Genomic DNA, 17249 nt, shown 5'->3' on the forward strand with positions numbered 1-17249 from the left:
CCGCGCCCCCCCGGGGGGGCGGGGTTTTGTTTTTGTGGGGTTGGGGGTTTTCCCCCCGGGCGGGGGGGGGCGGGGGGGGGCGCGGGGGCCCCGGGGGGGCGGGGTCGGCTCCCCCCCGCCCGGGGGGGGGGGGGCACGGCCGCCGGGCCCCCCCCCGCTCGCCGACCGCGCGGCCCCGCGCCGTGGGGTCAGGCGCTCGCGCGCGCCGCCATCCGCGCCCGGCGCGCGGCGAGCTTCTCGTCGAACTTCGTCGCCTCGTCGTTCAGGCCGCCCATGTAGAGCCCGAGTTCCTCCTGGGCCTGCAGGCCCTCGGGGCCGAGACCGTCGATCTCCAGGACCTTCAGGTGGCGCAGCACGGGCTGCAGGACGTCGTCGTGGTGGATGCGCACGTTGTACACGCCGCCGATGGCCATCTGCGCCGCGGCCCGCTCGAAGCCGGGGATGCCGTGGCCGGGCATGCGGAAGTCGACCACCACGTCGCGCACGGCCTGCATGGTGAGGTCGGGCGCTATCTCGAAGGCCGCCTTGAGCAGGTTGCGGTAGAAGACCATGTGGAGGTTCTCGTCGGTCGCGATGCGCGCCAGCATGCGGTCGCACACCGGGTCACCGGACTGGTGGCCGGTGTTGCGGTGCGAGATGCGGGTGGCCAGCTCCTGGAAGGCGACGTAGGCGACCGAGTGCAGCATCGAGTGCCGGTTGTCGGACTCGAAGCCCTCGCTCATGTGCGCCATGCGGAACTGCTCGAGCTTGTCCGGGTCGACCGCGCGCGAGGTGAGCAGGTAGTCCCGCATCACGATGCCGTGCCGGCCCTCCTCGGCGGTCCAGCGGTGCACCCAGGTGCCCCAGGCGCCGTCCCGGCCGAAGAGCGAGGCGATCTCGTGGTGGTAGCTCGGCAGGTTGTCCTCCGTCAGGAGGTTCACCACGAGCGCGATCCGGCCGATCTCGGTGACCTTGGACTGCTCCTTGTCCCAGGCCTCGCCGTCCTCGAAGAGGCCGGGGAAGTTGCGGCCGTCACTCCACGGCACGTACTCGTGCGGCATCCAGTCCTTGGCGACCTGCAGATGCCGGTTCAGTTCCTTCTCGACCACTTCCTCCAGTGCGTACAGCAGCCGGGCGTCGGTCCAGCCGGCAGAACTGCCGAGGTGCGTCGAGGTGATCGTCACGGATACTCCAGGGGGACGTAACGGAGCGGAAGCCTCCGGCGGTGCGGCGCCGGAACCTACGGAATCGTAGGCTACGAGTCCGTAGGTTACGTAACCGTAGGTTAAGGGTGTCGTAAACACTGCTGATCAGCACCGTCGTGCAGCCTCGCCGCAAAGACGCCACGGCCCCGGAATCCGCTGATCCCGGGGCCGTAAGGGTGAGGCCTCCACCCGTCAGGAGTACAGCTCCCGCAGGCGGACCGAGAGGCATGTCACACAGCCCTCGAGCTTCTCGAACTCGCTGATGTCCACCGCGACCACCTCGAAACCGAGGTCGGTGAGCAGATCCGCGGTCCGCGGCGCGCTCGACGCCATCAGCAGCGTCGCACCGCCGAGCAGCACCACATGCGCCCCGGACTCCTCCGGCACCGACAGGAACCGAGGGAACAGCGCCGGCCGGTCCACCTTCGGGATGTGCCCGATCACCGTGCCGTCCGGCAGCGCGGTCACCGCCGACTTCAGGTGCAGCACCTTGCTCACGGGCACGGCGACCACGCGCGCGCCCAGCGGCTCGAAGGCGGCCCGCACCTGCTGCACCCCGGCCGCGTCGGTGCGCCCGCCCCGGCCCACGTAGATCGTGTCGCCGATCTTCAGCACGTCGCCGCCGTCCAGCGTGCCGGGCTCCCAGACCCAGTTCACCGAGCAGCCGAGCCGCGCCACGGCCTCCTCGACGCCGGCGGTCTCCGGGCGGCGGGACTCGGCGCCGGGGCGGGTGATGAGGGCGACGTTCTTGTACATGACCACCGTGTCCTCGACGAACACCGAGTCGGGGCAGTCGTCGGCCGGGTCGACCTCGATCGTCTCCCAGCCGTGCGCGCGCAGTGCGGCGACGTACGCCTCCCACTGCTCGACCGCCAGCTCGGCGTCGACCTTCTCCCGCTCGATGTGCGTCACCAGGCCTTCGGCGAGGCGGGGGCTGGGGCGGCGGACGAGGGCCTTCTTGCTGGGCACGAGCGTGGTCTCCGTATCGGCGGGTGGTTCCTGGGGCCATCATGCGGCGCCGGTCCGCCATGATGCAGGGCGAGGCGTGCTCGGCGAAACCCCGGGTGGGGAGGGGTTACCAGGGCGTAACCCCGTCACCGGCCGCTCCCGAGCGCCGGGGGCGCGCCCGTCGTGCGGCTGAGCCGCCGCACCACCGGTTCAGCGGGCCGTGGCCCGCCGGAGGTACTCCGCCGTCACCGAGGTGCGGTCGGTGAGGAGCCTGCGGGGGGTGCCCTCGAAGACGACCCGGCCGCCGTCCCGGCCGCCGTCCGGACCCAGGTCGATCACCCAGTCGGCGTGGGCCACCACATCGAGGTCGTGCTCCACGACCACGACCGTGTTGCCGCCGTCCACCAGCCGGTCCAGGAGTGCGAGCAGCCCGTCCACGTCGGCCATGTGCAGACCGGTCGTGGGCTCGTCCAGCACGTACACCGCGCCGGTGCGGTGCAGGCGGGTCGCGAGCTTCAGCCGCTGCCGTTCGCCGCCGGACAGCGTGGACAGCGGCTGCCCGAGCGCCAGGTAGGTGAGGCCGACGTCGCGCAGGGCGCTCAGCCGCCGGCGCACCGCGCCGTCGTCGAAGAAGTCCAGCGCCTGCCCGGCGGTCATCGCCAGTACGTCGGCGATCGAGCGCCCGTCCACCGTCAGCCGCAGCACCTCCTCCCGGAAGCGCCGGCCGCCGCACTCGGGGCAGGTGGTCGTCACCGGGTCCATGAACGCGAGGTCCGTGTACAGCACCCCGCGCCCCTCGCACGCCGGGCACGCCCCTGTGGAGTTGAAGCTGAACAGCCCCGGCTCGCTGTGCGTCGCACGCGCGAAGACCCGCCGTACCGTGTCCATGATCCCCAGGTACGTCGCCGGCGTGGAGCGCGCGGAGACACCGATGGAGGACTGGTCGACCACCACGGCGTCCGGATGGGCGGCGGTGAACTCCGCGACCAGCGTCGACTTGCCCGATCCGGCGACCCCCGTGACCGCGGTCAGCACCCCGGTGGGGAACTCCACCGTCACCTCACGCAGGTTGTGCCGGCTCGCGCCCTTCACCCACAGCCCGCCGTCCGCCCGCCGCACCCGCTCCTTGAGCGTCGTCCGGCGCCGCAGACAGCGCCCGGTGGCCGTCCCCGCGGCGGCCAGCCGGCGCGGCGTGCCCTCGAACACCACGCGCCCGCCGTCGGTGCCGGCCCCGGGACCCATGTCGACGACATGGTCGGCCAGCGCGATGACGTCCCGGTCGTGCTCGACGACCAGCACGGTGTTGCCCTTGTCCCGCAGCCGCAGCAGCAGGTCGCCGAGGCGATGGACATCGCGCGGGTGCAGCCCGACGCTGGGCTCGTCGAAGATGTACGTCATCCCGGTCAGGCTGGAGCCGAGGTGCCGTACGGTCTTCAGCCGCTGGCCCTCGCCGCCGGACAGCGTCGACGTCTCCCGGTCGAGGCTCAGATAGCCGAGGCCGATCGCCTCGATCCGCTCCAGCGCCGTGACCGCGGCCCGCGCGATCGGCGCGGCGAGCGGATCGTCGTCGAGCTCCCTCAGTACGGCGACGAGGTCGGTGACCTGCATGCGCGTGCAGTCCGCGATGGACCGGCCGCGGATCCGGGTGGCCAGCGCGGCCTCGCCGAGCCGGGCGCCCGCGCAGCGCGGACAGGTGTCCTCGGTGAGGAAGCGCTCCACCGTCTCGCGGGTGCGCGTGCTGAGCGCGGACAGGTCCCGGTTGAGGTAGAGCCGTTCGAAGCGGTCGGCCAGGCCCTCGTAGTCGATGGCGCGCGACCCGCCGGTGTTGTCGACGTTCACGCGCGTGCCGCGCCCGCGCAGCAGGAACTCCCGCTCGGCGTCGGTGAACTCGCCGACCGGTTTGTGCACGTCCAGATCCGCGGTGTTGGTGTACGTCTGCCCCTGCCAGGTGCCCGCGGCGAACGGCGGGAAGAGGATCGCACCGCCCGCGAGGGAGCGGGTGGGATCGAGGATGCGGTCCCAGGCGGGCCGCACCGTGCGACCGAGCCCGTGGCACTGCGGGCACATGCCGGACGGGTCGTTGAAGGAGTACGCCGACGCCTCGCCGGCGCTCGGGGTGCCGCACCGGGAGAACAGCACCCGGATCACCGCGTAGATGTCGGTCATCGTGCCGACGGTGGACCGCGAGTGGCCGCCGACCGGCCGCTGGTCGACGACGATGGCGGGGGACAGGTCCTCCATGGCGTCCGCGCGCGGGCGCTCGGCCTTGGGCAGCCGGTTGCGCACGAACCAGGTGTACGTCTCGTTCAGCTGGCGTTGCGACTCCACGGCGATCGTGTCGAAGACGAGCGACGACTTGCCCGATCCCGAAAGGCCGGTGAACACGGTCAGCCGGCCTTTCGGGATGCGGAGGGTGACGTCCTTGAGGTTGTTCTCCCTGGCTCCGGTGAGGGTGATGTAGTCGCGCATGCCCTCGACGCTAGGCGGGATACCCGACAGCTTCTGGCGTGATTTCCTTCAGTTCTCCGTCGAGCATCAGCCAGCGTGTGATGCCGATGGACTCCAGGAACGGCAGGTCGTGGCTGGCCACGATCAGCGCGCCCTCGTAGGACTCCAGCGCGGTGGTGAGCTGCCGGACGCTCGCCATGTCGAGGTTGTTCGTCGGCTCGTCCAGCATCAGCAGCTGCGGGGCGGGCTCGGCGAGCATCAGCGCGGCCAGGGTCGCCCTGAAACGCTCGCCGCCGGACAGCGTGGCCGCCTGCTGGTCGGCGCGGGCGCCCCGGAACAGGAACCGGGCGAGCTGCGCCCGGATCCGGTTGTTGGAGGCGCCCGGCGCGAACCGGGCCACGTTCTGCGCGACGGTCAGTTCACCGTCCAGGACGTCGAGGCGCTGCGGCAGGAAACGCAGCGGGACGTGTGCCGTCGCCTCGCCCGACACCGGCGCGAGTTCGCCCGTGATCGTACGCAGCAGCGTGGTCTTGCCCGCGCCGTTGCGCCCGATCAGCGCGATCCGCTCCGGACCGTACAGATCGAAGCCGCCCTGGACGCGCGCGCCGTAGGCCAGTTCCAGATCCCGCAGGCTCAGCACGCCGCGGCCGGCGGGGACGGCGGTGTACGGCAGGTCGACGCGGATCTCGTCGTCGTCCCGTACGGCCTCCACGGCCTCGTCGAGCCGCTCCCTGGCCTCGCTGAGCTTCTCCTCGTGCATGATGCGGTGCTTGCCCGCGGCCTCCTGCGCCGCGCGCTTGCGTGCCCCCATGACGATCTTCGGCTCACGCTTGGTGTCCCACATCTTCTGTCCGTACCGCTTGCGGCGGGCCAGTTTGATCTGGGCGTCGGCCAGTTCGCGCTTCTGCTTGCGCAGATCGGACTCCGCCACGCGCACCATGCGCTCGGCGGCCTCCTGCTCCACGGCGAGCGCCTCCTCGTAGGCCGAGAAGCTGCCGCCGTACCAGGTGATCTCCCCGCCGCGCAGGTCGGCGATCTGGTCGACCCGCTCCAGCAGTTCGCGGTCGTGGCTCACCACGACCATCACGCCCGGCCAGGACTCCACGGCCGCGTACAGCCGGCGGCGGGCGTACAGGTCGAGGTTGTTGGTCGGTTCGTCCAGCAGCAGTACCTCCGGCCGGCGCAGCAGCAGCGCGGCCAGCCGCAGCAGTACGGACTCGCCGCCCGACACCTCGCCGACGGTGCGGTCCAACGTGACGTGGCCGAGGCCGAGTTCACCGAGGGTGGCCAGCGCGCGCTCCTCGACGTCCCAGTCGTCGCCGATGGTCTCGAAGTGCTCCTCGGCGGCGTCACCGGCCTCGATGGCGTGCAGCGCGGCGCGCTGTGCTGCGATGCCGAGCGCCTCGTCGACGCGCAGGGCGGTGTCGAGGGTGATGTTCTGCGGCAGGTAGCCGACCTCCCCGGCGACGCGTACGGCTCCGTCGGTGGGGGTCAGCTCCCCGGCGATCAGCTTCAACAGGGTGGACTTTCCCGACCCGTTGACGCCGACCAGCCCGGTGCGGCCGGGGCCGAAGGAGGCGTCGAGGCCGTCGAGGACGACCGTGCCGTCGGGCCAGGCGAAAGAAAGGGAAGTGCAGGTGAGGGATGCAGACATGGGACCTCGCGGTTGCTCGTACACGAAAAGGAAGGGCAAACGCGTATCGAGACACCGCGAGACGGCGACCGCAGAGGGTCCGGGAAGGCGTGGGGAAACAGCGAGGCCCTGCGCCGGGGGACGGCTCGTATGCCGAGGTCGCACGCTACGCACACACCTCACGGGTGTGGCGCGGTGTCTCAGGACCTCAGACGAGCAACGTCCTTCTCCAATCGACGGCAACAGAACCGCTGTACAGCGTACAAGAGGGGTGTGGCGCTGTCAACGAACAAAAACGGCGGACCCCCGGGGGGGGGAGGGACCGGGGGAGGCGCCCGCGCGGATGCGTGGCGCCCCCGGCGGGCGTGCAGCGCCTAGCAGGCGTCCCGCATCAGCTCCGCCAGGCCGTGGTCCAGGTCGAGCTGCAGGTGCTCCAGGCCCACCGGCACCAACTCGCTCGTGGCCCGCAGAAAGCGCTGGATCTCCCCGGTGCGGACATGGACGACGGCCGTGCCCTCGGGGGCGTGGAACTCGAGGACCGTGCGGTCGAAGCCGTACGGCCGCACACGGACGTCGCCGTGGCCCTCCGGGGTCTCCAGGCCGGCCGTGAGCAGCTCTCGGGAGAAGGTCCAGCACACCTCGACGCCCTCCAGGGTGGCCGGCGCGGGGAAGGTCATCCGGACCGCGAACGGGTCCCGGCGGTCGTAGTGCAGCGTGGCGGGGATGTTCGGCATCCGGGGCGCGGCGGCGACGAGACGTGCCTGAACGGGCTGCTCGATGACGGTGGACAACGCCTTGCTCCCTTGTGACGGCTGGACGGATGGACGGGCGGAGGGGGCGGATGAGGCCGGTCACTTCAAGAGACGACGGAACCGGCCGATCCGTGCACACACAGAGCGAGTGACCTCTGTCACCGCCTTCATGCACGGCAGTGTCCGACTGCTTCCGGTGTGCCGGGAAGGTCACTTGAGGCGGTCACTCGGGGAGGGTGCCCGGGGCGGGCCGCGCTCTGGACGGCATCCGGGCGGTCGGCTAGCTTCGCCCGCCATGAGGATCGCGAGGGGCAAGAGGAGCAGGGGACCCAAGGGCCGCAAGGGCCGCAGGACCGCCTCGGGAGCGCTGTGCGCGGCGGTGCTCGCCGCCCTGGCCGCCGCCCCGGCGCAGGCGCACGACGGCGCACACGGCACGCCCCACTGGGCGCTCAAGGACACCGGTGCGCCCTCCGTACGCTTCCGCGGGCTGGCCGCCGTCGACCGGGACACCGCGTGGGTGGCCGGCACCCGGGGGACCGTGCTGCGTACGGCCGACGGCGGGGCGCACTGGCGCGACGTCTCCCCGCCCGGCGCCGGCGAGCTGCAGTTCCGTGACGTCGAGGCGTTCGACGCGCGGCGTGCCGTGGTCCTGGCGATCGGCGAGGGCGAGGCATCCCGCGTCTACCGCACCGAGGACGGCGGCGCGACCTGGACGGAGTCCTTCCGCAACACCGACCCGAAGGCGTTCTACGACTGCCTCGCCTTCTTCGACCACCGGCACGGCCTGGCGATGAGCGACCCGGTCGACGGGCGGTTCCGCGTCCTGTCCACCCGTGACGGCGGCCGCTCCTGGACGGTGCTCCCCGCGCGCGGCATGCCCACTGCCCTGGAGGGCGAGGCCGGCTTCGCGGCGAGCGGCCAGTGCCTGGTCACGTCCGGGCCTCAGGACGTCTGGCTGGCCACCGGCGGAGCGGCCCACGCGCGCGTGCTGCACTCCGCCGACCGCGGCCTGACCTGGACCGCCGCCGAGGCACCCGTCCCGGCCGGCGACCCGGCCCGCGGGGTCTTCGCGCTCGCCTTCCGCGACCGCGCCCACGGACTCGCCGTCGGCGGCGACTACCGCCCCGAGCAGTCCTCGCCGCTCGCGGCGGCGGTGACCGCCGACGGCGGCCGCACCTGGCGCCCGGCCGACCACCCGCCGCCCGCCTATCGCTCCGGTGCCGCCTGGCTCCCGCACAGCCGCGCCGCCGCCCTCGCCGTCGGCCCCACCGGGACCGACCTGACGACGGACGGCGGCCGCACCTGGCGCACCGTCGACTCCGGGTCGTACGACACCGTGGACTGCGCGGCGGACCGGGCGTGTTGGGCCGCAGGCGAGCAGGGGCGTGTGGCCCGCATGGAGCCCTGAAACGGGCCCCGGAGAGCGGATTCGGGTGCAATGGGGGTACTCGGGGACCGCACCCGGAAGGAAGTGAACGCACATGCCACGCGGTTCCAGCCCCAAGCGGGAACGCCAGTACGAACACATCAAGGAGAGCGCCGAGGAGCGCGGTGCGAGCAGCGGGCGCGCCAAGGAGATGGCCGCACGGACCGTCAACAAGGAACGCGCCCGCTCCGGCGAGTCCAAGACCGCCAGCCGCTCCTCCACCAAGGGACCGTCGCCCTCGAAGCGGGGCGGCCAGCGGTCCGGCAAGGGTTCCCAGAGCCAGGGCTCCCAGGGACAGACCTACGACCAGCTGTACGAGGAGGCCAAGCGCCGCGACATCCAGGGCCGTTCGAACATGAACAAGAGCGAGCTGCAGCGCGCCCTGGGCAAGTGAGCGGGACCGCTCAGCCGAGGGTCTCGCGGTGGCGCTCCAGCTCCGGCGCCGTCTTCGTGGCGATGAACTCGGTGATGCGGTACTCGCAGACGCCCGCGGCGACGAAGGGGTCGCCCGCGGCGATCGCCTCCATCCGCGCGCGGTCCCCCGCGACGGCGATGATCACCCCGCCGTCGCGGGGCTCCTTGCGTCCGGAGGCCAGGACGTGCCCCTGGGCGTACAGCTCGTCCAGCCAGACGACATGGTCCTCCAGGACGGCGTCGACGGCCTCGAGAGGGGCGGTGTAGATCAGCTCCATCACGAACATGATCAGGAGCCTACGCCCGCTCGCCGCGGCGCCGTAGGCTCATGGTCATCATGACGACCGTGAGCGTTCCCGCGGGCTGGCCCGCGACCGAGGAAGAGGCCCGTGCCGTCCAGGACGAGCTGCGGGCCCAGGTGGTGCTCGACGAGCCCGGGCCGCAGCCCGGTACCGGGCACGTCACCGGCGTCGACGTGGCCTACGACGACGAACGCGACCTCGTCGCCGCGGCGGCCGTCGTCCTGGACGCCGCGACCCTCGACGTCGTCGCCGAGACCACCGCCGTCGGCCCCATCTCGTTCCCGTACGTGCCGGGGCTGCTCGCCTTCCGCGAGCTTCCCACGGTGCTGGCCGCCCTGGACGCGCTGCCCTGCCCGCCGGGCCTGGTCGTCTGCGACGGCTACGGCCTCGCCCACCCCCGCCGCTTCGGGCTCGCCAGCCATCTCGGCGTGCTCACCGGGCTGCCGACCATCGGCGTCGCCAAGAACCCGTTCACCTTCACCCACGACGAACCGGACGCGCCGCGCGGCTCGTCCTCGCCGCTCCTGGCCGGCGCGGAGGAGGTCGGCCGGGCGTTGCGCACCCGCGACGGCGTCAAGCCGGTGTTCGTGTCCGTGGGCCACCGCGTGAGCCTCGCCGGCGCCTGCGCCCACACGCTGGCGCTGACGCCGGCCTACCGGCTGCCGGAGACGACCCGCCGGGCCGACGCGCTGTGCCGCCGGGCGCTTCAGGAGGCGACGACCCGCCAGGCACCCACCTCCTTGTAGTCCGCGTCGTACACGGCCGACCCGTCGCCGGTCTCCAGCGGGTAGTGGCGGACGTTTCCGGCCCAGTACCGCAGGATCCGGCTCAGCTCCCGCGCCTTGTCCTCGCTGCCGGCCGCCTCGTCCAGGGTGATGTCGAGAAGGAATCTCATGCCTTCCATCGTTTCACTGACGTCCCCTGTGAGACTTTCGCCGACGGCAGGCCCGGATCACGGCTCTGCTGCCGGTGAAAGCCTCAAAGCGGGGTGCATGGGGGGCGCCCGGGCAGGTGCCCTCGGTACGGCCGCTGAGCACACCCGCCGAGCAGCCCACTGAGTACGCCCACTGGTACGCGCTCTGAGTACGCGTACGGATGTGCCGCGGGCCCGCGGCCGGAAGGCTGGCCCGCATGACGACACATCGCGCCGCCAAGCCCCTCGACGACCCCGCCCGGCCCGTCGAGCGCGCCGTGAACGCCGCGCTCGTCCTCGCCGTGCTCGCCGGACTGGCGTGGATCTGCGGGATGATCTACACGGTGGTGAGCTGGCCGCTGTAGGACACCACCGGTCCCGGCCGCTGGAGGGCACCCCCGGCCCCGGCCGCCGAGGGCCACCCCGGTCCCGGCCGCTGTGGGCCACCCCCGGTTCCGGCCGCCTGCCTAGCGGTGTGCGGCGACCCGGAAGACGATGCCCGCCGCCCGCAGCCGTTCGGTCAGCGCCTCGCCCATCGCCACCGCCGTGGTGACCTGACCGGACGTCGGCGGCAGGTCGTCGAAGGCCAGGGACAGGGCCGCCTCGGCGAGGATCTTCGCGGTCTCGCCGTAGCCGGGGTCGCCGCCCGACACCTCGGTGAAGACCCGCCGGCCGCCGCCCTCGCCGACGAAGCGCACCCGGAACCAGCTGCGGGCCCGCTTCTCGGCGTCCGGCCCCTCGCCCGGACGCACCCGGTCCGACAACCAGCGCCGCGCGGGCGGCACTTGGGCGGCCACCGCGACCGCGCCCACGGCCGCCACCCCGCCGGCCGCGACCGGCAGCCGGCGCACGGCCGCGTAGTGGCGGTAACGGAAGTCGGGCCCGTAGCGGTCCAGGGACCGCGCCGACCGCTGGACGACCTGCGGGTCGATGGTCGGCAGCGGAAGCGCCCACGCGCCGATCTCGCGCGCGTAGTGCGGCGCGCCGATCGGGGCGGTCGCCCGGCGGCCCACCAGCCGCGGCTCGTGCCGCGCGCGGTCCCGGGCCGCCGTCACCATCTGCCGGCCCCGCGCGAACTGGTTCAGCGCCGAGGACAGGGTCCCGCCCGAGAAGGCCGCGTCGACGGACACGAAGCCGTCCACCGTCAGCGGCACGTCCGGCGGCAGCTGCCCCACCGTGAACAGCACGCCCAGGTCGTGCGGTACGGAGTCGAAGCCGCACGCGTGCACCAGGCGCGCACCCGTCTCCCGCGCGCGTGCGTCGTGCCGGACGTACATCAGGTCCACGAACTCCGGCTCGCCGGTGAGGTCGAGATAGTCGGCACCGGTGTCCGCGCAGGCGGCGACGAGCTGCTCGCCGTAACGGATGTACGGCCCGACCGTGGACGCCACCACGCGCGCCTGCTCGGCGAGTTCCCGCAGCGACGCGGCGTCGGCGACGTCGGCGCGCAGCACCCCGATCCGCTCACCGCCGGGCAGCCGTTCCCGCAGCCGGTCCAGTTTCGACGTGTCCCGCCCGGCCACCGCCCAGCGCAGGTCCTCGGGCGCGTGCGCGGCGAGGTACTCCGCGGTGAGCGTCCCGACGAAGCCGGTGGCTCCGAAGAGCACGATGTCGTACGGACGGTCGGTCCTGTTCAGCCTGCTCATGACACCCCTCGCCTCGTTCGGCAGCCCGCCGTCGTCTCGTTCGGCCGTGCCGCTGTCGGTGGCCGAGGCTAGCGTGAGGAGTGCGCGAGCGGACGACGAGGCCGGAGGTGGCGGATGGCCGTGGCTGGAAGTGCCCACCTGACGTGGGGGAAAGTGCGCGGCTTCGCCCTGTCCCTGCCGGGTGCGGTCGAGGAGTTCCCCTGGGGCGAGACGGTCGCCAAGGTGAACAAGAAGGTGTTCGTCTTCCTCGGCGTCGACGACGGGAGTCACCCCATGGCGGTGACCGTGAAGCTCACGGACGAGGCGGCCCACGCCCACGCCCTGGCCTCTCCGGGCGCCGAACCCGCCGGATACGGCCTCGGCAGAGCGGGCTGGGTGCGCGTTCCGCTGGAGGAACCGGGTGCCCCCGCCGCCGAGCTGCTGTGCGACTGGGTGGAGGAGAGCTACCGCGCCCTCGCGCCCAAGCGGCTCGTCGCCGAGCTGGACGGCACGTGAAGCGCACTCCCGCCGCACCCCGCCCATAATTGGCTAAGCGCTTGCTCGTCCGGGTCTTGTGCCCGGTGGAACACGTTCTTAGCATCACTGGTGTTACATCGGTTGTGTCACAGCGAGGGGGCTGGATGGCCACGGCACCGACGACGCCCGCCCACGGTCCGGTCCCGACGACGCCCGGGTCCGGGCCGCTGACCGGCGTGCGCGTGGTGGAGCTGGCCGGGATCGGCCCCGGTCCGTTCGCCGCCATGCTCCTGGCCGACCTCGGCGCCGACGTGGTCCGCGTCGACCGGCCCGGCGGTCCCGGCCTCGGCATCGACCCGGCCTGCGACGTCACCAACCGCAACAAGCGCTCGGTGGTCGTCGACCTGAAGGATCCGGACGGCCCGGAGCGCGTCCTCGCCCTGGCCGCCCGCGCCGACCTCCTCGTCGAGGGCTACCGCCCCGGCGTCGCCGAGCGCCTCGGCGTCGGCCCCGACGCCTGCCACGAGCGCAACCCCCAGCTGGTCTACGGCCGCATGACCGGCTGGGGCCAGCACGGCCCGCTCGCCCACCGCGCCGGCCACGACATCGGCTACATCGCCGTCACCGGCGCCCTCGGCATGATCGGCGGCCCCGACCAGCCGCCCCCGCCCCCGGCCAACCTCCTCGGCGACTACGCGGGCGGCTCCCTCTACCTCGTCGTCGGCCTCCTCGCCGCGCTGCACCACGCACGCGTGTCCGGCACCGGGCAGGTCGTCGACGCCGCGATCGTCGACGGCACCGCCCATCTGTCGGCGATGATCCACGGCATGCTCGCCGCCGGCGGCTGGCAGGACCGGCGCGGCGCCAACCTCCTCGACGGCGGCTGCCCCTTCTACGGCACCTACGAGACCGCCGACGGCCGGTACATGGCGGTGGGCGCGCTGGAGCCGCAGTTCTACAACGCCTTCACGGACCTGCTCGGCCTTCCCGAGGAGACCCCGGCCCGGCACGACGTCACCCGCTGGGGCGAACTGCGCGAGGCGATCGCCGCCCGCTTCAAGGCCCGCACCCAGGACGAGTGGACGGCCGTCTTCGAGGGCTCCGACGCCTGCGTGGCACCCGTGCTGTCGCTCGGTGAGGCCCCGCGCCACCCCCACCTCGCCGCCCGATCCACCTTCACCGACCACGGCGGTATCACCCAGCCCGCCCCGGCGCCCCGCTTCTCCGCGACCCCGGCCACCATCCGCAGCGGCCCCGCACAGCCCGGCGCCGACACCGCGGACGTGGCCCGCGACTGGGACGTACCCGAACTGCTGCGCCCGTCCTCCTCCCGCCCCCAGCCTTCCTCCGACCCTCAGCGAAAGGCCTCCTCGTGAGCACCGAAGCGTACGTGTACGACGCGATCCGCACCCCGCGCGGACGCGGCAAGGCCAACGGCTCCCTGCACGGCACCAAGCCCGTCGACCTGGTCGTCGGCCTCATCCACGAGATCCGCGACCGCTTCCCGGGCCTGGACCCGGCGGCGGTCGACGACATCGTGCTCGGCGTGGTCGGCCCGGTCGGCGACCAGGGCTCCGACATCGCGCGGATCGCCGCGATCGCCGCCGGCCTGCCCGACACGGTCGCCGGCGTGCAGGAGAACCGCTTCTGTGCCTCCGGCCTCGAGGCCGTCAACATGGCCGCCGCCAAGGTCCGTTCCGGATGGGAGGACCTGGTCCTCGCGGGCGGTGTCGAGTCGATGTCCCGGGTGCCGATGGCCTCCGACGGCGGCGCCTGGTTCAACGACCCGATGACCAACCTCGCCACCAACTTCGTGCCGCAGGGCATCGGCGCCGACCTCATCGCCACCATCGAGGGCTTCTCCCGCCGGGACGTCGACGAGTACGCGGCCCTGTCCCAGGAACGCGCGGCCACCGCCTGGAAGGAGGGCCGCTTCGAGCGGTCCGTCGTGCCCGTGAAGGACCGCAGCGGCCTGGTCGTCCTCGACCACGACGAGCACCTGCGGCCCGGCACCACCGCCGACTCCCTGGCGAAGCTCAAGCCGTCCTTCGCGGACATCGGCGAACTCGGCGGCTTCGACGCCGTCGCGCTGCAGAAGTACCACTGGGTCGAGCAGATCGACCACGTCCACCACGCCGGCAACTCCTCCGGCATCGTCGACGGCGCTTCCCTCGTCGCCATCGGCTCCCAGGAGGTCGGCGAGCGCTACGGCCTCACCCCGCGCGCGCGGATCGTCTCCGCCGCGGTCTCCGGCTCCGAGCCCACCATCATGCTCACGGGCCCCGCCCCGGCCACCCGCAAGGCCCTCGCCAAGGCCGGGCTGACCATCGACGACATCGACCTCGTCGAGATCAACGAGGCGTTCGCGGCGGTCGTGCTGCGCTTCGTGCGGGACATGGGCCTGTCGCTGGACAAGGTCAACGTCAACGGCGGCGCCATCGCCCTGGGCCACCCGCTGGGCGCGACCGGCGCGATGATCCTCGGCACCCTCGTCGACGAACTGGAGCGCCAGGACAAGCGCTACGGCCTCACCACCCTGTGCGTCGGCGGTGGCATGGGCATCGCCACGATCGTCGAGCGCGTCTGACCTTCCCAACGGATCACCACGGCCATCACGGACCATCACGGAGCAGCTTCCATGAGCACTGAGCCCACCACCATCCGCTGGGAACAGGACGACACCGGCGTCGTCACCCTCGTCCTCGACGACCCGAACCAGTCCGCCAACACCATGAATCAGGCGTTCCGCGACTCGCTCGCCGCCGTCGCCGACCGTCTGGAGGCGGAGAAGGACGCCATCCGCGGCGTCATCGTCACCTCCGCCAAGAAGACCTTCTTCGCCGGCGGCGACCTGCGCGACCTCATCCGGGTCACCCCCGAGACCGCACAGGACCTCTTCGACGGCGGCCTGGCCATCAAGCGCAACCTGCGCCGCATCGAGACCCTCGGCAAGCCGGTCGTCGCCGCGCTCAACGGCGCCGCCCTCGGCGGAGGCTACGAGATCGCGCTGGCCTGCCACCACCGCGTCGCCCTGGACGCCCCCGGCTCCAAGATCGGCTGCCCGGAGGTCACCCTCGGCCTGCTGCCCGGAGGCGGCGGCGTCGTGCGCACCGTCCGGCTGCTCGGCATCACCGACGCCCTGCTGAAGGTCCTCCTCCAGGGCACCCAGTACAACCCGCGCCGCGCCCTGGACAACGGCCTGGTGGACGAGGTCGTCGACAGCCGCGAGGAGCTGATCGCGCGGGCCCGCGCCTTCATCGACGCCCACCCCGAGTCCCAGCAGCCCTGGGACCGCCCCGGCTACCGCATCCCCGGCGGCACCCCGGCGAACCCGAAGTTCGCCGCCAACCTGCCGGCCTTCCCGGCCAGCCTGCGCAAGCAGACGAACGGCGCCCCCTACCCGGCGCCGCGCAACATCCTCGCCGCCGCCGTCGAGGGCGCCCAGGTCGACTTCGAGACCGCCCAGATCATCGAGGCGCGCTACTTCGTCGAGCTGGCCGCGGGCCAGACCTCGAAGAACATGATCCAGGCGTTCTTCTTCGACCTCCAGGCCGTCAACTCCGGCGCCAACCGCCCCAAGGGCATCGAGCCCCGCAAGGTCCGCAGGGTCGCCGTGCTCGGGGCCGGGATGATGGGCGCCGGCATCGCCTACTCCTGCGCCCGCGCCGGCATCGACGTCGTCCTCAAGGACGTCGCCCTGGAAGCCGCCGTCAAGGGCAAGGGCTACTCCGAGAAGCTGTGCGCCAAGGCCGTCGCCAAGGGCCGTACGACGCGGGAGAAGGCGGACGCGCTGCTCGCCCGCATCACGCCCACCGCCGACGTCGCCGACCTCGCGGGCTGCGACGCCGTCATCGAGGCCGTGTTCGAGGACACCGCGCTGAAGCACAAGGTGTTCCAGGAGATCGAGTCCGTCGTCGCGCCGGACGCGCTGCTGTGCTCCAACACCTCCACGCTGCCCATCACCCAGCTCGCCGAGGGCGTCGAGCGGCAGGGCGACTTCATCGGGCTGCACTTCTTCTCGCCGGTCGACAAGATGCCCCTGGTGGAGATCATCAAGGGCGAGCGCACCGGCGACGAGGCCCTCGCCCGCGCCTTCGACCTGGTCCGGCAGATCAACAAGACGCCGATCGTCGTCAACGACTCGCGCGGCTTCTTCACCTCGCGGGTCATCGGCCACTTCATCAACGAAGGCGTGGCCATGGTCGGCGAGGGCATCGAGCCGGCATCGGTGGAGCAGGCGGCGGCCCAGGCCGGCTACCCGGCCAAGGTGCTGTCCCTGATGGACGACCTGACGCTGACGCTGCCCCGCAAGATCCGCAACGAGTCGAAGCGGGCCGTGGAGGAGTCGGGCGGCACCTGGACGGCGCACCCCGCCGAGACCGTCATCGACCGCATGGTCGACGAGTTCGGCCGCACCGGGCGCAGCGGCGGCGCCGGCTTCTACGAGTACGACGAGAACGGCAAGCGGCTGCGGCTGTGGCCGGGGCTGCGTGAGCACTTCTCGCAGGAGGGCCGCGAGATCCCGTTCCGCGACATGCAGGAGCGGATGCTGTTCGCCGAGGCGCTGGACACCGTCCGGCTGCTGGAGGAAGGCGTGCTCACCTCGGTCGCCGACGCCAACATCGGCTCCATCCTCGGCATCGGCTTCCCGGGCTGGACGGGCGGCGTGCTCCAGTACATCAACGGCTACGACGGCGGCCTGCCCGGCTTCGTGGCACGCGCGCGTGAGCTGGCCGAGCGCTACGGCGAGCGCTTCACGCCGCCGGCGCTGCTGGTGGAGAAGGCGGAGCGGGGGGAGACCTTCACGGACGGCCGCTGAGCCGCCGCCCGGGACGCCCGCCGGGGCAGTACCTCACGCCTCGGCGCCGTACCGGGGCAGCGCCTCACTCCTCGGCGCCGTCCAGCCACTCCCGCAGTTCCTCGCGCAGCGACCGCTGGAAGGTCGTGAGCAGGGCCTGCACGACCAGGGGGTGCATATGGGCGGACAGCGACTTCACGTCCTGCGGGCCGCGGGGGCCCGCCCCCGCCCCCCGCCCCCCCCCCCGCACCCCGGCGGCCGCGCGGGGGTGCGGGGTCAGCACACAGGGGGGGGCGGGGCCGGTGGCCGGCGGCACCGGGACGTCCAGC

Annotated in this window: 16 protein-coding genes and 1 pseudogene; 8 read left to right on the forward strand and 9 right to left on the reverse strand. The window is 72.7% G+C overall.

The window, feature by feature from the left end:
• Nucleotides 1-188: 188 nt before the first annotated feature.
• From AB0E88_RS34925 to AB0E88_RS34945, 5 genes are all read right to left on the reverse strand, one after another.
• Nucleotides 189-1163, reverse strand: coding sequence for an acyl-ACP desaturase (locus AB0E88_RS34925; RefSeq protein WP_361638981.1), 975 nt, complete (start codon nt 1161-1163; stop codon nt 189-191).
• 213 nt (nt 1164-1376) lie between these two features.
• Nucleotides 1377-2153 carry a dimethylargininase gene (ddaH, locus tag AB0E88_RS34930; protein WP_361638984.1) on the reverse strand — a complete coding sequence of 259 codons (777 nt, stop codon included), beginning with the start codon at nt 2151-2153 and terminating at the stop codon, nt 1377-1379.
• Between the two features lie 189 nt (nt 2154-2342).
• On the reverse strand, nt 2343-4601 hold the full coding sequence (locus AB0E88_RS34935; RefSeq protein ID WP_361638987.1) for an excinuclease ABC subunit UvrA: 2259 nt from the start codon (nt 4599-4601) through the stop codon (nt 2343-2345).
• A gap of 10 nt (nt 4602-4611) precedes the next feature.
• Nucleotides 4612-6234, reverse strand: a complete 1623-nt coding sequence (locus AB0E88_RS34940) for an ABC-F family ATP-binding cassette domain-containing protein (protein ID WP_361638990.1) — start codon at nt 6232-6234, stop codon at nt 4612-4614.
• 353 nt (nt 6235-6587) lie between these two features.
• Nucleotides 6588-7004: an SsgA family sporulation/cell division regulator gene (locus AB0E88_RS34945; RefSeq protein ID WP_361638993.1), complete on the reverse strand. Its 417-nt coding sequence runs from the start codon at nt 7002-7004 to the stop codon at nt 6588-6590.
• A gap of 256 nt (nt 7005-7260) precedes the next feature.
• Between AB0E88_RS34945 and AB0E88_RS34950 the strand changes: the two genes are divergently transcribed.
• On the forward strand, nt 7261-8373 hold the full coding sequence (locus AB0E88_RS34950) for an oxidoreductase (protein WP_361638996.1): 1113 nt from the start codon (nt 7261-7263) through the stop codon (nt 8371-8373).
• A gap of 73 nt (nt 8374-8446) precedes the next feature.
• Entirely contained in the window at nt 8447-8785 is a 339-nt protein-coding gene (locus AB0E88_RS34955) for a plasmid stabilization protein (RefSeq protein WP_361638999.1), read from the forward strand.
• 10 nt (nt 8786-8795) lie between these two features.
• Here the strand turns inward: AB0E88_RS34955 and AB0E88_RS34960 are convergent, their stop codons facing one another.
• On the reverse strand, nt 8796-9092 hold the full coding sequence (locus tag AB0E88_RS34960) for a YciI family protein (RefSeq protein ID WP_361639002.1): 297 nt from the start codon (nt 9090-9092) through the stop codon (nt 8796-8798).
• 50 nt (nt 9093-9142) lie between these two features.
• Here AB0E88_RS34960 and AB0E88_RS34965 point away from each other — a divergent pair, with 50 nt between their 5' ends.
• Nucleotides 9143-9853 carry an endonuclease V gene (locus tag AB0E88_RS34965; protein WP_361639004.1) on the forward strand — a complete coding sequence of 237 codons (711 nt, stop codon included), beginning with the start codon at nt 9143-9145 and terminating at the stop codon, nt 9851-9853.
• Here AB0E88_RS34965 and AB0E88_RS34970 read toward each other — a convergent pair.
• Nucleotides 9814-10002, reverse strand: a complete 189-nt coding sequence (locus AB0E88_RS34970; protein WP_361639007.1) for a hypothetical protein — start codon at nt 10000-10002, stop codon at nt 9814-9816. The genes AB0E88_RS34965 and AB0E88_RS34970 overlap by 40 nt on opposite strands.
• 236 nt (nt 10003-10238) lie before the next feature.
• On the opposite strand from AB0E88_RS34970, the gene AB0E88_RS34975 reads away from it, so the two are divergent.
• Nucleotides 10239-10385 carry a hypothetical protein gene (locus tag AB0E88_RS34975; RefSeq protein WP_361639009.1) on the forward strand — a complete coding sequence of 49 codons (147 nt, stop codon included), beginning with the start codon at nt 10239-10241 and terminating at the stop codon, nt 10383-10385.
• A gap of 102 nt (nt 10386-10487) precedes the next feature.
• On the opposite strand, the gene AB0E88_RS34980 is transcribed toward AB0E88_RS34975, so the two are convergent.
• Complete coding sequence (locus AB0E88_RS34980) at nt 10488-11666, reverse strand: saccharopine dehydrogenase NADP-binding domain-containing protein (protein WP_361639012.1); 1179 nt, start codon at nt 11664-11666, stop codon at nt 10488-10490.
• A 114-nt stretch (nt 11667-11780) separates the two neighbouring features.
• On the opposite strand from AB0E88_RS34980, the gene AB0E88_RS34985 reads away from it, so the two are divergent.
• From AB0E88_RS34985 to AB0E88_RS35000, 4 genes are all read left to right on the forward strand, one after another.
• Nucleotides 11781-12161, forward strand: a complete 381-nt coding sequence (locus AB0E88_RS34985; protein WP_361639015.1) for an MmcQ/YjbR family DNA-binding protein — start codon at nt 11781-11783, stop codon at nt 12159-12161.
• Nucleotides 12162-12286: 125 nt separating this feature from the next.
• On the forward strand, nt 12287-13498 hold the full coding sequence (locus AB0E88_RS34990; protein ID WP_361639018.1) for a CaiB/BaiF CoA-transferase family protein: 1212 nt from the start codon (nt 12287-12289) through the stop codon (nt 13496-13498).
• A complete protein-coding gene (locus tag AB0E88_RS34995; protein ID WP_361639020.1) occupies nt 13495-14709 on the forward strand; it encodes an acetyl-CoA C-acetyltransferase in 1215 nt (404 codons plus the stop codon). The genes AB0E88_RS34990 and AB0E88_RS34995 overlap by 4 nt, the downstream gene beginning before the upstream one ends.
• A gap of 51 nt (nt 14710-14760) precedes the next feature.
• Entirely contained in the window at nt 14761-16941 is a 2181-nt protein-coding gene (locus AB0E88_RS35000; RefSeq protein ID WP_361639023.1) for a 3-hydroxyacyl-CoA dehydrogenase NAD-binding domain-containing protein, read from the forward strand.
• Between the two features lie 64 nt (nt 16942-17005).
• Here the strand turns inward: AB0E88_RS35000 and AB0E88_RS35005 are convergent.
• Nucleotides 17006-17249: pseudogene (locus tag AB0E88_RS35005) on the reverse strand (transcriptional regulator); the annotation flags it as partial.

The organism is Streptomyces sp. NPDC028635, assembly GCF_040637635.1.
GTDB lineage: Bacteria > Actinomycetota > Actinomycetes > Streptomycetales > Streptomycetaceae > Streptomyces.

Bases quoted from the DNA above. Each gene is read 5' to 3' on its own strand.
- AB0E88_RS34935 (WP_361638987.1), bottom strand. From the start codon at position 4,601: ATGCGCGACTACATCACCCTCACCGGAGCCAGGGAGAACAACCTCAAG.
- AB0E88_RS34940 (WP_361638990.1), bottom strand. From the start codon at position 6,234: ATGTCTGCATCCCTCACCTGCACTTCCCTTTCTTTCGCCTGGCCCGAC.
- AB0E88_RS34950 (WP_361638996.1), top strand. From the start codon at position 7,261: ATGAGGATCGCGAGGGGCAAGAGGAGCAGGGGACCCAAGGGCCGCAAG.
- AB0E88_RS34955 (WP_361638999.1), top strand. From the start codon at position 8,447: ATGCCACGCGGTTCCAGCCCCAAGCGGGAACGCCAGTACGAACACATC.
- AB0E88_RS34960 (WP_361639002.1), bottom strand. From the start codon at position 9,092: ATGTTCGTGATGGAGCTGATCTACACCGCCCCTCTCGAGGCCGTCGAC.
- AB0E88_RS34965 (WP_361639004.1), top strand. From the start codon at position 9,143: ATGACGACCGTGAGCGTTCCCGCGGGCTGGCCCGCGACCGAGGAAGAG.
- AB0E88_RS34970 (WP_361639007.1), bottom strand. From the start codon at position 10,002: ATGAGATTCCTTCTCGACATCACCCTGGACGAGGCGGCCGGCAGCGAG.
- AB0E88_RS34975 (WP_361639009.1), top strand. From the start codon at position 10,239: ATGACGACACATCGCGCCGCCAAGCCCCTCGACGACCCCGCCCGGCCC.
- AB0E88_RS34980 (WP_361639012.1), bottom strand. From the start codon at position 11,666: ATGAGCAGGCTGAACAGGACCGACCGTCCGTACGACATCGTGCTCTTC.
- AB0E88_RS34985 (WP_361639015.1), top strand. From the start codon at position 11,781: ATGGCCGTGGCTGGAAGTGCCCACCTGACGTGGGGGAAAGTGCGCGGC.
- AB0E88_RS34990 (WP_361639018.1), top strand. From the start codon at position 12,287: ATGGCCACGGCACCGACGACGCCCGCCCACGGTCCGGTCCCGACGACG.
- AB0E88_RS35000 (WP_361639023.1), top strand. From the start codon at position 14,761: ATGAGCACTGAGCCCACCACCATCCGCTGGGAACAGGACGACACCGGC.